The 13,323-nt window shown below is 71.8% G+C and carries 10 protein-coding genes; 3 read left to right on the top strand and 7 right to left on the bottom strand.

The genetic code is table 11. The features are described from left to right. Positions 1-5: 5 nt before the first annotated feature. The 6 genes from QRN49_RS02625 to QRN49_RS02650 all read right to left on the bottom strand — a co-directional run bounded on the left by QRN49_RS02625 (position 6) and on the right by QRN49_RS02650 (position 7,324). Positions 6-1,226 carry an ABC transporter permease gene (locus QRN49_RS02625; RefSeq protein ID WP_284753852.1) on the bottom strand — a complete coding sequence of 407 codons (1,221 nt, stop codon included), beginning with the start codon at positions 1,224-1,226 and terminating at the stop codon, positions 6-8. After that, positions 1,223-2,158 carry an ABC transporter ATP-binding protein gene (locus QRN49_RS02630; RefSeq protein ID WP_071404266.1) on the bottom strand — a complete coding sequence of 312 codons (936 nt, stop codon included), beginning with the start codon at positions 2,156-2,158 and terminating at the stop codon, positions 1,223-1,225. Before QRN49_RS02630 ends, QRN49_RS02625 begins: the two co-directional genes overlap by 4 nt. 233 nt (positions 2,159-2,391) lie before the next feature. Then, the gene (locus QRN49_RS02635; RefSeq protein ID WP_284753853.1) at positions 2,392-4,050 is read right to left on the bottom strand and encodes a glycoside hydrolase family 13 protein; all 1,659 of its coding nucleotides are present in this window, start codon (positions 4,048-4,050) and stop codon (positions 2,392-2,394) included. A gap of 92 nt (positions 4,051-4,142) precedes the next feature. Further along, on the bottom strand, positions 4,143-5,057 hold the full coding sequence (locus QRN49_RS02640; protein WP_071405176.1) for a carbohydrate ABC transporter permease: 915 nt from the start codon (positions 5,055-5,057) through the stop codon (positions 4,143-4,145). Next, positions 5,057-6,013, bottom strand: a complete 957-nt coding sequence (locus QRN49_RS02645; protein ID WP_110865283.1) for a carbohydrate ABC transporter permease — start codon at positions 6,011-6,013, stop codon at positions 5,057-5,059. The genes QRN49_RS02640 and QRN49_RS02645 overlap by 1 nt, the downstream gene beginning before the upstream one ends. A 12-nt stretch (positions 6,014-6,025) precedes the next feature. Beyond that, positions 6,026-7,324, bottom strand: a complete 1,299-nt coding sequence (locus QRN49_RS02650) for an ABC transporter substrate-binding protein (protein ID WP_194653533.1) — start codon at positions 7,322-7,324, stop codon at positions 6,026-6,028. Positions 7,325-7,456: 132 nt separating this feature from the next. Here QRN49_RS02650 and QRN49_RS02655 point away from each other — a divergent pair, with 132 nt between their 5' ends. Further along, positions 7,457-8,686 carry an ROK family protein gene (locus QRN49_RS02655; protein WP_284753854.1) on the top strand — a complete coding sequence of 410 codons (1,230 nt, stop codon included), beginning with the start codon at positions 7,457-7,459 and terminating at the stop codon, positions 8,684-8,686. On the opposite strand, the gene QRN49_RS02660 is transcribed toward QRN49_RS02655, so the two are convergent. Next, positions 8,598-9,290 carry an NUDIX hydrolase gene (locus tag QRN49_RS02660; RefSeq protein ID WP_284753855.1) on the bottom strand — a complete coding sequence of 231 codons (693 nt, stop codon included), beginning with the start codon at positions 9,288-9,290 and terminating at the stop codon, positions 8,598-8,600. The two genes, QRN49_RS02655 and QRN49_RS02660, sit on opposite strands and share 89 nt — an antisense overlap. Before the next feature lie 183 nt (positions 9,291-9,473). On the opposite strand from QRN49_RS02660, the gene QRN49_RS02665 reads away from it, so the two are divergent. Together QRN49_RS02665 and QRN49_RS02670 are read left to right on the top strand one after the other, a co-directional pair. After that, positions 9,474-10,805, top strand: coding sequence for an alpha/beta hydrolase (locus QRN49_RS02665; protein ID WP_284753856.1), 1,332 nt, complete (start codon positions 9,474-9,476; stop codon positions 10,803-10,805). Continuing rightward, positions 10,802-13,309, top strand: coding sequence for a bifunctional lysylphosphatidylglycerol flippase/synthetase MprF (locus QRN49_RS02670; protein WP_284753857.1), 2,508 nt, complete (start codon positions 10,802-10,804; stop codon positions 13,307-13,309). The genes QRN49_RS02665 and QRN49_RS02670 overlap by 4 nt, the downstream gene beginning before the upstream one ends. The last annotated feature ends 14 nt before the right edge of the window (positions 13,310-13,323 follow it).

Here is a 13,323-nt window from a genome sequence, read left to right on the forward strand (position 1 = left end):
GGGGATCAGCCCCGCCGCCCCCGCCGCCACGACAGCATCTGCCGGACCGTCACCTTCGACCCGTACTGCGCGACCGAGTGCCGGAACAGGTACTCCGCGAACCACAGCAGCAGCCCGGCGACGACGAACACCTCGACGATGCAGACCACCGACTCCGTCACGGTCAGGGCCCCGACGGCGTTCCGCACCATCGCGGTGATCGGCGTGAAGGTCGGGAAGTACGTGAAGAACTGCGCCACCGGCGACGTCGGCGTCGTCATCACGAAGAACGCCGCGTACAGGGGGATGATCAGCGCGAAGATCGCTGCCGACTGCAGGGCCGAGGCGTCCTTGATCGACGGGACGGCGGCCCCGACGGCGACGAACAGCCCGGACGCCAGCAGCACCCCGCCGACGAGCAGCAGCGCGCCGGTCACCATCCGCCACGGGTCGACCGTCAGCCCACCGAGCTGCGACGACACCAGCGGCAACGCGACGAGCAGCCCGACCAGGCCGGGCACGACGAACACGCTGACCTGCACGAAGCCGACGAGCAGCATGGCGATGACCTTGCCGCGGATCAGGTCGCCCGCGGTCACCGTGGTCAGGATCATCTCGGAGATCCGGTTCTCCTTCTCCTCGACCACGACGGTGACCATCCGGGCGGCGAGCAGGATGACGAGCCCGAAGAACGCGGCGACGAACAGGAACGGCGGCACGACGGACAACCAGCCCGGGGCAACCCGGCCGTCGGTGTAGGTGGTGACGTCGGTGGCGGGCGGACTGCGGAGCAGCTGCACGGTCTCGGGGTCGTCGACCGACGCGGCGACGCTCTGCTCGAGCACCCGCTCGGCCAGCGACGAGTACACCCCGTTCGCGAAGAGTCCGCGGTCGGCGGCGTCGACCCGGATGGCCGTCGTGGACGGCGACGACGGGAACGCGATGAAGGCGTCGAGGTCACCGGACCGGACGGCGGCGCGGTCGGCGGCGGCATCGGTGGACGGCGTCCCACCCCACTTCGCCGCCACGGACTCCGACACCAGGCCGGAATCGTCGACGTAGTGGAACGGGGTCTTCGTGGCCGACGACCCGGACACCACGGAGTTGGTGCCGGCGGCCTGCCCGATGCCGACGAGCAACGAGACGACCACGATGACGACCGGCAGCGCGAGGGTGCCGATCCAGAACGCGGGTTTCTTGACCGCGCGGACGAACTCGAACCGGACGACCGTGCCGAGGTTGCTCATGCCGCTGCCCCGTCGGTCGACGCCGCAGCCAGGGCGTCGTGCCCGTAGACCTGCACGAAGATTTCGTCGAGCGGGATCCGGCGCATCTCGAACGCGGTGACGTGCACCCCGGCCGCGACCAGTTCTGCCAGGACGTCCGCACCGTCCGGAGCGGCGGCCTGGGTCGGGACGAGGTAGGCGACGTGCCCCTCGTGGCGGGCGAGCCGGTACAGCGGTGACTTCGGCACGGGGCCGTCGAGCCCCACGCGGGCGACGGCACCACCGAAGGCGTCCTGCACGTCGGGCACGGACCCGTACGCGGCGGCCCGGCCGTCCTTGAGCAGCAGGATGCGATCGCAGAGCCGCTCGACCTCGTCCATGTGGTGCGTCACGAGGACCACGGTCGCGCCGTCGGCCTTCCGTTCGTCGACCAGGTCGAGCAGGAGTCGCCGGTTCACGGGGTCGAGGCCCTTGGTCGGTTCGTCGAGGATGAGCAGCCGCGGCTGGTCCATGATCGTGATGCCGAGCTGCACCTTCTGCTGCTGCCCGCCGGACAGCTTGTCGACGCGCAGCTTCGCGCGGTCGGCGAGCCCCACCCGGGCCAGGTAGTCCATGCTCCACGCGGTCGCCTCGGCACCGCGGAGCCCGCGCAGGCGCCCGAAGTAGGTCATCACGTCGATGACGGACTCCTTGCGGTACAGCCCGCGCTCTTCCGGCAGGTAACCGATGCCGCCGGTGGCCGGTCGGTAGGGGCGGCCGTCGATCGTCAGCGTGCCCGCCGTCGGGGTGGTGATGCCGAGCAGGGCCCGGATCGTCGTGGTCTTGCCGGAGCCGTTGCTGCCGAGCAGCCCGAACGTCTCGCCGGGGGCGACGTCGAACGACAGCCCGTCGACCACGTTGCGGTCCCCGAACCGCATCACGAAGTCCTGCACGCTGATGCTCGCCCCGCTCATGCGGCGACCCTACCGGGACTTCCTTCCCAGAACGGCCGCGATGGGATGCGAGAACGGGCGTACCTGGTCGGAACTCTCGACCCGGTACGCCCGCTTCCGGCAGGTACGCCCGCTTCCGCCGGGTACGCCCGTCTCGCCCAGGTACGCCCCGACAGACGGACGGGAGGCGCGGTGCCAGCTGGCACCGCGCCTCCCGTCCGTCATCCGGTCGCGCGCAGGGCGCGAGCGTCGCGTCAGGAACGCAACCAGGCCGTCCCCACGCCCGACAGGGCGCCGTCGACCACGGTGGCCGAGGCGAGCAGCAGCTCGCCGGCCGGCAGCGCGAAGGGCTCGTCGCCGAAGACCGTCACGCTCGTCCAGCCGTTCGGCCGACGGAACGCGAGCACGTCGTCGCGGCCGGTCTCGATCCACTCGAGCTGTTCCTCGGACTGCAGCTGGCCACGCAGGCCGAGCGCCTTCCGGTACAGGTTCAGGGTGGAGTCGGGGTCGGCGTCCTCGGCCTCGACGCTGGAGTCGGCGAACCACGCCGGCTGCGGCAGGTGTGAGCCGTCCGGACCGAAGCCGAACGACGAGCCGGTGCGCGTCCACGGGATCGGCACGCGGCAGCCGTCACGACCGACGTCGACGCCCGGGTTGCGGAAGAACGCCGGGTCCTGGCGGTCGGCGTCCGGGATGTCGCCGACCTCGTGCAGCCCGAGCTCCTCGCCCTGGTACAGGTAGGCCGAGCCGGGCAGGGCGAGCTCGAGCAGCGTGGCGGCCTGTGCGCGGCGCAGGCCGAGCGACCGGTCGAGTGCATCCTGCGAACCACCGGCGAGCAGCCAGGCGCTGCCCTGCTTGTCGGTGCCGCCGGCGCGGGGCGGCAGGGCGTAGCGGGTGGCGTGCCGGACGACGTCGTGGTTCGAGAACACCCACGTGGTCGACGAGCCGGACTGCTCGGCGAGGCCGAGGTTGAACTCGATGATCGTGCGGAACTGGCCGGCGTCGAAGTCGGCCTCGAGCAGGTCGAAGTTGAACGCCTGACCGAGTCCCTCGGCGCTGGCGTAGCGGGCGCGGCGGTGTGCGGGGACCCAGGCCTCGGCGACCGCGGTGCGGGCCGGCGTGTACTCGTTGAAGACCGTCCGCCACTCGGCGTAGATCTCGTGCACGTCGTCACGGTCCCAGAGCGGGTGCGTACCGTCCTTCGGCATCTCGGCGAGCTCGGCCCAGGTGGGCAGGGTCTCGCCCAGGTCCTTCGCCAGGCCGTGGGCCACGTCGATGCGGAACCCGTCGACGCCGCGGTCGGACCAGAAGCGCAGGGTGTGCAGGAAGTCGTCGCGGACCTCGCGGTTCGCCCAGTTCAGGTCGGGCTGCTCCTTCGCGAAGCTGTGCAGGTACCACTGACCGTCGCCGACGGCGGTCCAGGCCGGGCCGCCGAAGATCGAGATCCAGTCGGCGGGGGCTTCCTCGCCGGACGGTCCGCTGCCGTCGCGGAACACGTAGCGGTCGCGGGCGGAGGAGCCCTTGGGCGCTGCGAGTGCCTCGCGGAACCACTCGTGCCGGTCGCTCGTGTGGTTCGGGACGACGTCGACGATCACCCGGATGCCGGCGGCGTGCAGTGCCTCGACCATCCGGTCGAAGTCGTCGAGGGTGCCGAGGCGCGGGTCGACGTCGCGGTAGTCGTCGACGTCGTAGCCGCCGTCGGCCAGGGCGGACGGGTAGAAGGGGCTGAGCCAGACGGCCTCGACGCCGAGTGAGGCCAGGTACGGCACCCGCTCGGTGATGCCGGGCAGGTCGCCGATGCCGTCGCCGTTCGCGTCGGCGAACGAGCGGGGGTAGATCTGGTAGACGCTGGCCTGGCGCCACCAGGTCTCGTCGTGCGAGGTGGTGGCGGGCTGGGCGAGGGTGTCGGTCACGTCGGGCCTTTCGTGGGTCGAGGGGGTCGAGGGGTGTGTGTCGGTCGGGTCTGCACCGGCGACCGCGGTCGGGTCCGGACCGGCGTTGTCGGTCACTTGATGGCGCCCTGCGTCACGCCGGCCATCACCCACCGCTGGGTGACGAGGTAGACGATGATCGCCGGGGCCATCGCCATCAGGTACGAGGCGAACGACACGTTGTAGTTGTTGCTGAACTGCGTCTGGAACATCTGCTGCAGCACCGGCAGGGTCTGCAGCGCCGGGTCGGAGGTGATCAGCGACGGCATCACGAAGTCGTTCCAGGACGCGAGGAACGCGAAGATGCCGACGGTGGCGCTCATCGGTGCCAGCAGCGGGAACACGAGTCGCCAGAACACCTGCCCCGTGCTCGCACCGTCGATGCGTGCACTCTCCTCCAGCTCCGCCGGGATCGACCGCAGGAAGGCCGTGAAGAGCAGCACGCTGAAGGACAGCTGGAACATGACGTGCAGGATCGCGACGCCGAGCGGGTTGTCCAGGTGCGCGAGTCCGGTGAGCTTCACCTGCGACAGTGCAAGCACCGGGAACGGCAGGAACATCGCCGCGAGCAGGTAGAAGAACGACCAGCGGAACAGCCGGCGGTCCCAGTTCCGGGCGATCGCGTAGGCCGTGAACGAGGCGAGCAGGATCGTGCCGACGACGGTGATCGCGGCGACGAACACCGAGACCCCGAACGCCCGAGGGAAGTCGGTCAGCTGCCACGCCTGCACGAAGCCGTCGACGCTGAACGGCGCCGGCAGCGAGAACGCGTTGCCGTCGACGGCCTGGCCGGTGGTCTTGAACGCCATCGTCAGGGTGACGTACAGCGGCACGAGCACCGACAGCGCGCACAGCACGAGGACGACGGTGACGGGCCAGTTCGAACGACCGCGGCCGGCCTTGCCCGAGCCGGAGGACCGGTCGGCGTCGACGGAACGGATGCTGCCAGTCGCGGTGGTCCCCGGTCGCAGGGGTGCTTGCAGGGACATCAGAGCGCTGCCTTCCCGCGGGTCGCCCGCAGCTGGATCACGGCGATGACGACCGCGATGACGAAGAAGATCGTGGCGTTCGCCATCTGGTAGGCGTAGTCGCCGCCGTTGAAGCCCTTGAAGATCGACATCGCGACACTGGTGGTCGAGGTGCCGGGGCCGCCGTCGGTCAGGCCGACGATGATGTCGTACGAGTTCAGGAAGTTCTTGAACCCGATGACCAGGTTGATCAGGATGTAGCCCGCCGTCAGCGGTGCGGTGATCGAGACGAGCTGCCGCCACGCGCTGGCACCGTCGAGGGCCGCCGCCTCGTACACCTCGCCGGGGATCGAGAGGACGCCGGCGATGTAGATGAGGAGCGTCGACGGGATCGCCTGCCAGGCGGTGACGACCACGATCGCCAGCCAGGCCAGGTCGGGGTTCGCCAGGATGCTCTGCTCGAGCGGCCCGAAGCCGATCGCGGTGGCGAAGGCCGGCAGGCTGTTCGCGAACAGGAACGAGAACACGTAGGCGATGACGATGCCCGAGATCACCATCGGCAGCACGAACACCGCACGCAGCGCGATCTTGCCGCGGATCTTCGACGTCAGCGCGATGGCGAGCAGGAACGCGATCGCGTTCACGACGATCACGGTGACGAGCGAGAACCCGAGCGTGAACAGGTACGCCTGCAGGATCGCGGGGTCGGAGAACACCGCGATGTAGTTGGTGAGCCCGGTGAACCGGAACTCGCCGAAGCCGACGGAGTTCGTGAAGCTCAGCACGATGCCCATCACGGCCGGCAGCGTGATGGCGAGCGTGAAGAGCACCAGGGTGGGCAGCAGGAACGCCAGGAAGAGCGGGTCGACGCGGGGCTTGCGTCGTCCGTCCCGTCGTCCGGCCTGGAGGCCCGGTGCGGCCCCGCCACGGCGGCGGCGGTCCGCCGTCGTGATGGATTCGGTGGTCGTGGTTGCCATTCGGACGTCTCCTTACGCGGCCGTGCGGAGCGCGAGACGCGCCCAGTCGGCGTCGAGGGTGCGGAGCTGGCGCTGCGGGTCGCCGCCGAAGGCGATCGACTGCGCGTAGTTCGCGACCGGGATCTCGGCGGGGATGAGCTGCGAGGCGCCGAGGTAGAAGGCTGCGTCGTCGTAGTACGACTGCATGCCGCGGAGGGCGGGGTTCGACGCCGGGGGAGCGTCCTTGCGCACGCCGAAGCCGTTGTTGTCCGCGTTGTACTTGTCGTTGACCTGCTTGGTCATCAGGAACGACAGGAACTCGCGGGCAGCCTCCTGCTTGCGCGACGCCTCCGGGATCCAGAGCGCCAGGTCGACGTTCACGCGGACCTTGCGGTCGGCCGGGTCGTCGGTGACGGGGAGCGGGAAGGTGCCGAGGTCCATGTCCTTCGTGGTCTTGGCGATCTCGCCGAGGGCCCAGGGCCCCTGCAGGTACATGCCCGCCTTGCCCTGGGCGAAGGCGAGGTTGCCGTCGCCGTACCCGCGGCTCGCGGCGCCGTCCTGGTGCCAGGCGCGGAGCTGCACCATGCGCTCCATCGGCTTCCGCAGGTCGCGCTCGAACGAGACCGCGGACCCTTCTCCGACGTTCGTGCCCTCGCGCCGGAGTGCCTCGAAGGTCGCCGGGGTGTCGATCATGCCGCCGATCGAGTAGTCGAACATGCCCTGGGCGATCGTCCAGTTGTCCTTGAACGTGCCGTAGATCGGCGCGATGCCGGCCTTGGTCAGGCGCTCGCACACGTCGGCGAACTCGCTCCACGTCGTCGGGACCTCGAGCCCCTGCTGCGCGAAGAGCGCCTTGTTGTAGATCACCGACGCCGCGGTCACCGAGTACGGCAGGGCGCTCTTCCGGCCGGGGTAGTCGGCGGTCTGCTCCATGAGCGGCCACAGGTCGGGGTTGATGGTGTCGGCCTGCGGCAGGTCGGACAGGTCGGTCAGCGCGCCGTGCTCGACGAACGGCACGACCGAGAAGTTGTAGTTCCAGCAGCCGAGGTCCGGCGGACGGTTCCGCACGAAGTTCGCGGACATGCTCGAGGTCGAGTCGCGCACGACCCGGACCTTGGACTGGGTCTGGTGGAACTGCGCGATGACGTCGTCGAAGTAGCCGATGACCTCGGGCTTCGACACGTAGAACGTGATGGTCTCCGGCTTGGCGCTCGAGGACCCGATCGGGGCGCATCCGGCGAGCGCGAGGCCCGCCCCGATGCCGCCCGCTCCGAGCAGGAACCCGCGTCGGCTGACCGATGCTGCGCTCCTGGCGGTGGCGTGTGCTTGCACGTCGTCTCCGTCCGTCCGGACCCGGCGTCCCTGCCGTTCCGTCCCGCGAGCGGCTCCGATGCTGCCCGCGGAACTAAATGTAGCGAGAAAATCTAATTCCGCAAGGAACTCGTCGCGCGATAGGGTCACGACATGCCGCCACCTCGTGGAACGAGCGCAGAGACGCTGCTCGCGTACGCCTTCGACTCGTCGGCGTTCACCGCGACCGAGGCGATCGACGCCACCGGGCTGACCCGGTCGACCGTGCTGGGGGCGGCCGAGGAACTCGTGCGGCTCGGCTGGCTCCGCGAGCTCGACGACGCCCGGGCCGCGGGGGAGTACCGGATGGGACGCCCCGCCCGTCGCTACGCGCTCGACACGGTCGCCGGGGTCGTCGTCGGTGTGGACGCCGGCCAGCACCGGGTCACCGCCTTCGTCGCCGACCTGCGCGGCACGGTGCTCGGTCGCGCCGAGGGGTCGCTCGGAGAATCAGGCCTCGACGTGCCCGTTCGACTCGGGGTCCTCGCCGACACCGTGGCCGCCGCCCTCGCCTCGGCCGACGTCGACCGCGGACGGGTCCTGGTCACGGTCGTGGGCATCCCGGCGCCGGTCGACGCCGCCGGTGCATCGCCCGACGACGGCGGCTTCTGGGTCCGGATGAACCCGGGGTTCGCCGACGCCGTGCCGGACGGGCGGGTGCTGGTCGAGAACGACGCGAACCTCGCCGCGCTCGCCGAACGGCCGTCCTCGGGTGACGCCTCGTTCGCGGCGCTGCTGTCCGGCGAACGCTTCGGCGCAGGCCTCGTCGTCGACGGGGTCCTGCTGCGCGGTGCCCACGGCGGTGCCGGGGAGATGCGGGTGCTCGAACTCGTCGAGGGTGTCGGGTCGTCCGACGGCATCGGCGCCGTCGCCCGCACCTTCGTGGCCGACGCCGTCGCCGCGGGGCACATCCCCACGGACGCCGCGCTCGCCGCCGACGCCGCCCTGGTGTTCGCGGCCGCACGGAGCGGTGATCCGGTCGCGCGCACGATCGTCGACCGTCTGGGGGACCGCCTGGCCCGGGTCTGCATCCTGCTCGCGAGCCTGCTCGACATCGACCGCGTGGTGGTCGCCGGCGCGATCGCCCAGCCGGCGGTCGCCGTGATCGACCGCGCGCGCGACCTGCTCGCGAAGGGGCACTTCGACCCGGTGCCGGAACTCGTCGCGTCGTCGCTCGGGGCCGACGTCGTCGTCATCGGGGCCGTGGCCCACGCGGTCGACGCGGTGCGGGCCGACCCGCTGTCGTTCCCGCTGCTCAGTCGGGCAGCGGCACCTCGAAGCTCCGGTCCCACGGTTCCGTCCAGCCGAGTCGGTCGAACAGTGCATCCAGCAGCATCGCGGTGAAGCCCCACACCAGGTGCTCGTCCCCGTCGGCCTCGATGGTGAACGCCGGTCCGCGCCACTCCTGACCGCTGCGGCGGATCACGGTCACGCCGCGGTTCGCCGGGTCGAGCAGGTCGGCCACGGGGACCCGGAACACCGCCGCCGACTCGTGCTCGTCGACGACGCGGATCGGTGAGGGGTCGCGCCACCAGCCGATGACGGGTCGGACCAGGTGGTTCGAGAACGCCAGGGGCACGGCCGGCAGGGTGCCGAGCACCTCGACGCCGGCGGGGTCGAGCCCGGTCTCCTCCTGTGCTTCGCGGAGTGCGGCGGCGACGGCGTCCGCGTCACCGGGGTCGATGCGTCCACCGGGGAACGCGACCTCGCCGGCGTGCGCGCGCAGGGTCGTGGCCCGGGCGAGGAGCAGGACGTCGAGGTCCCGCGGGACACCGGGCGCTGCCGCCGGTCGGTCGCTCGGCGTGTGGTCGAGCGCGCCGAAGAGCATCAGGACCGCGGCCCGACGTGGTGCGGCCGTGCCGCCGGGTTCGACGAGCGGCCCACCGTCACCCCAGCCGTCCGCTGCGACCGCCGCGAGAGCAGCCCGTACCGATCCGTCGTGCGTCACGCGTTCACCCTAGGTGCGCACCACCGAGCGGTCTGGCGGCGGCATCGCACCGGACGCTTCGCTGGGTGTCGATCGAGTGCCGTCTGGGAGCCGCACAGGTGGGAGCTGTGCGAACCGGAAGCGCCTCGGTGCCCCGTTCGCAGCGGGCCGCCGCCACGATTGCACCGTCCGCCGGGAGGCCCCATGTTCCACGATCTGCTCCGACCCCTGTTCCACGTCGCCGTCGTCGCACCGTCCGTGCTCGTCCCGGTCGACGTCGCCGCCGGGCTCCTCACCGTCGCCGCGCTCCTGCCGGCGTTCGGTCGTCACTCCCGGCATCCGGTCCGGGGCCTGCTCTGGCGGCTCGGCGCCGTGGCCGTCGGCGCCGGGATCGGCCTGGTCGCGGTGTGGTGGTTCGGCGACGTGCAGGACCTGTACGGGGTGTCGTTCACCCCGATCACCCGGATGTGGGTGGCCCTCGCCTTCGGCGGTGTCGGGCTCCTCGTCGTGACGGTCGTCCAGGGCGGCTGGCTCCGCCGCGTGCTCGGCGTGCTCGCGGCGGTGGCGGTGGCCCTGGCCGCCGTCCTCGGCGTCAACGTCGACTTCGGGGCGTACCGCACGATCGAGCAGGCCGTCACGACCGATCCGTACCCGTCGGGTCCGCTGGGACACGAGACGGGGGTGGGGCGAGCCTCCAGTCCGGTGGCCGACCCGGCCACCTGGCGGGCGCCCGCCGACATGCCGCGACGCGGGAAGGTGCTCTCGGTCACCATCCCGTCGACCGTCTCCCACTTCCACGCGCGGCCGGCGGTCGTGTACCTGCCGCCGGCCGCCCTGACCGAGCGACCACCGACCCTGCCGGTCGTGATCAGCCTGGCCGGGCAACCCGGGCAGCCGAGCGACATGTTCCAGGCCGGTCGGCTCGGCGCGGTGATGGACGCGTTCGCCGAGGCCCACCACGGACTCGCCCCGATCGTCGTCGCGCCGGACCAACTCGGGGCGCCGGACCGGAACCCGATGTGCGTCGACTCGTCCCTCGGCCGTTCCGCGACGTACATCATGACCGACACCACGAACTGGATCCGGCAGCACCTGCGCGTCGGGGCAGCGCCCTCGGCCTGGGGCATCGTCGGGTTCTCGCAGGGAGCCACGTGTGCCATGCAGTTCTCCACCGCACACCCGGACGTGTTCGGCACGACCTTCGCGATCTCGAGCGAGCTGGCACCCCTGAACGGCTCCGTCCAGCACAGCATCCGGTACGGGTTCGGCGGCTCGGCCTCGCGGTACGCCGCGGCGGCACCGCGGGCGATCATGCGTGCGCACGGGCCGTACCCCGGGCACCTGACGGTGTTCGCCTACGGCAGCGACGACGCCCCCTACGTCGCCTCGACCACGGCGCTCCGCACGGCTGCGGAGGCCGCCGGCATGCAGACCCGGCTGTTCGTGTCCGAGGGCTCCGCCCATGACTGGAACACCGTCCGCTACGCCCTGCGCGTCGGGATGCCCGGCGTCATCGCGCACCTGGGCCTCCGGTGAGCGCAGTGGTCGCGGCCCTCGCGTGGGCGCATCCGAGACGGCTCGTGCCGGCAGCCCGTCGGTACCCGCTGACGAGCGTGGTCTCGGCCCTGACGATCGTCGCCGGCATCGCCGCCGTGGTGCTCCGATGCCTCGGCACGAAGGACGGTCGCACGCCCGACACCCTGGGCGGCACGATGGGTCCGCTCGGCGTGGTCGCGGTGACGAGCAGCGTCGTCGGGTTCCTCGTCACCTTCGTCGCCGTCGTGGTCTGCACCGCGGCGTCCGAACGGCTGCTCGGCTGGCGGCGCACCCTGCTCGCGATGGTTGTCACGACCGTGGTGGGGACGGGGCTCGGTGCCCTGCTGCAGCTGTTCGACGGCGCCCCCGCGAACCGCGGCTTCCTCGTGCACCTGGGACACGTCGGCCCCTGGACCTGGATCGTCGGGACCATCGTCACCGCGAGCGCGTTCGCCGGCGCGCTGTGGCGACGCCGGATCCGGGTGGTGTCGATCGCCGTCGTCGCGGCACTGCTGCTCTACGCCGGACACGCGTCCGACCTGCACGCGGCGCTCGCCCTGGTCGTCGGCCTGGTGCTCGGCCGGGTGCTGCGACGGTCCCCGGTGCGGAGCGGCTGGACGCGGAGCTCCTCGCGCGAGACCCGGGTGCTGCTCGTGGCCGCGGTGACCGTGTCGGCGGTCGGACCCGTGCTCGCGCTCGTCACCGGTGCCCAGTTCGGGCTGCTCGCCCCGCTCGCCGTGGTGCTCGACACCGGGCCGACCGGGCGGATGCCGCACTGCTCGGTGACCGGGGTGACCGCGAGCTGCGTCCGGGCGCTCGCCGAGGTGCACCCGCACGGCCTGTTCCACTCGCTGCTGGCCGTGATGCCGCTCGTGGTCCTGGCGGTCGGCGCGGTGGGACTCCGGCGTGGGAGCAGGTTCGCACTGTGGCTCGTCGCGACCGTCGACCTGGTCTCCGGCGTCGCGACCGCCGTCTCCTACGGGGTGCTGCCCGAGCGGCACCACGCCGTCGTGCAGCGCCTGGCGTCGGACCACCTCGCGGTCTCGCTGTCGATCGTCGCATCGGTCCTGGTGCCGATCGCCACCGCCGTGGTGCTCGTCCTGCGCCGGGCGGACTTCCCGGTCCGGACCGACCGGCGGCGTCTGCGGACCTTCGTCCTGACGGTCGCCGGCTCGGCCGTGGTGCTCGCGGTCGTCGTCGTCGGTGTCGCCGTGGCTTCGGGCGACAGCGTGCGCGAGCCCCTCCACCTGGCGCTCGCCGTGCTCGGTCCGATCGCGCCCGTGACGCTGCCGACACACCTGGCGCAGGCCGAGCCGGCGCTGCGGTTCGTCGTGGGCGTCTCCGGTCCGCTCCTGTGGCTCGCCGTGGCGATCGCCGCGGTCCGGCCGACCGGCGCCGGACGCTCGGACAGCGACCTCGACGGGCAGGACGCCGCCCGGGTGGCCGCTCGGGCGCTCCTGGTCGCGGGCGGTGGCGACACCTTCGGGTGGATGACCACCTGGCCCGGCAACGAGTACTGGTTCACCGAGGACGGCCGCGCCGGTGTCGCCTACCACCGCACCGGCAGCGTCGCCGTGACGACCGGCGGACCCTTCGGGCACGAGGACGCGCGGCTGGCGGCACTCGAGGGCTTCGCACGGGCCGCGGACGACCACGGCTGGACGCCCGTCTTCTACGGCATCGATGCCACCCTCGGCGCTGCGCTCGCCCGGCTCGGTTGGACGACCCTCCCCGTGGCCGAGGACGCCGACCTCGACCCGCGCACCTGGACGACGACGGGCAAGCGCAAGCAGGACGTCCGCACGGCCGTCAACAAGGCGGCCCGCTCCGGCACCACCGCGCTCTGGGCGGACTGGGCCTCGCTGCCCGGCTCGGTCACGCGCCAGATCGAGGCGATCTCGGAGGAGTGGGTCGCCGAGCGCGAACTGCCCGAGATGGGGTTCACCCTGGGCGGGATCGACGAGATGCGCGACCCCGCCGTCCGCACGCTCGTCGCCCTGGGCGAGGACGGCACCGTGCTCGCCGTCACCAGCTGGCTGCCCGCCTACCGCGCCGGGCAGGTGGTCGGGTGGACGCTCGACGTGATGCGCCGCGCGCCGGACGCCCCGAACGGTGTGATGGAGTTCCTGGTCGCGAGTGCGGTCGACCGGATGCGCACCGACGGTGCCGAGCGGCTCAGCCTGTCCGCCGCACCGCTCGCGTCGTCGGCCGAACCGCAGGGTGCAGGCCGGGGCGGCGTCGAATCGGTCCTCGACGTCGTCGGCGGTGCGCTCGAGCCCGTCTACGGGTTCCGTTCCCTGCTGCGCTTCAAGGCGAAGTTCGGGCCCGACCTGCACCCCCTGGTGATGGCGTACCCGGACCCGGTGGCGCTGCCCACGATCGGCGTCGCGATCGTCCGTACCTACCTGCCCGGGTTGTCGCTGCGCCAGGCGGTGGCGATCGTGCGGGAGCGGCGTCCGGCACACGGGGTCCGGGCCGAGCAGCCGGGGGAACGAGTGGGCTGACCCGGACGGGTCCC

The sequence above is a fragment of the Curtobacterium sp. ME-Dv--P-122a genome, from assembly GCF_030209645.1.
Classification (GTDB): domain Bacteria; phylum Actinomycetota; class Actinomycetes; order Actinomycetales; family Microbacteriaceae; genus Curtobacterium; species Curtobacterium flaccumfaciens.